Origin of the sequence: Microtetraspora sp. AC03309, assembly GCF_020826795.1 — a bacterium.
Classification (GTDB): Bacteria; Actinomycetota; Actinomycetes; order Streptosporangiales; family Streptosporangiaceae; genus Microtetraspora; species Microtetraspora glauca.
In genome coordinates this window covers 1-408 of record NZ_JADDIL010000587.1, presented here as the reverse complement: position 1 = coordinate 408, position 408 = coordinate 1, and the positions used below count along the sequence as shown (strand labels likewise).

Sequence of the window (408 nt, the reverse complement as noted above, 5' to 3'; positions counted from 1 at the left end):
CCGGTCGACCACGGCCAGTGCACGCCGAAGTAGTGCACCAGTTTCTGGCTGTTGGTCAGCAGGATGACCCCGCCGACAGCGGTACCGAGCAGCGCGGGATTGATCCGGCTGACCAGCCAGGCGGCAATCGGTGCGGCGATCACCCCGCCGACCATCAGCCCGAGCACCACGGGCCAGTTCTCCAGGAACTCCTGGCGCAGCCCGACCAAGAAGCCGATCGACGCCGACACCGCGACCAGGAACTCCGAGGCGCTCACCGAACCGATCACGGTCCGCGGTGCGGTCTTGCCCTGCGACAGCAGGGTGCTTGTAGTCACCGGACCCCAGCCGCCGCCGCCGGACGCGTCGATGAAACCGCCGAACAGCCCGAGCGGGGCCAGGAACTTCGCACTGTGGCTGGTGCCGTGT

General features: G+C 68.4%; 1 protein-coding gene. It reads right to left on the bottom strand.

What is annotated here, in order from left to right; all coding sequences use genetic code 11:
• A partial coding sequence (locus IMZ11_RS44485) for a sulfite exporter TauE/SafE family protein (protein WP_228649816.1) occupies positions 1 to 408 on the bottom strand: 408 nt, incomplete at both ends.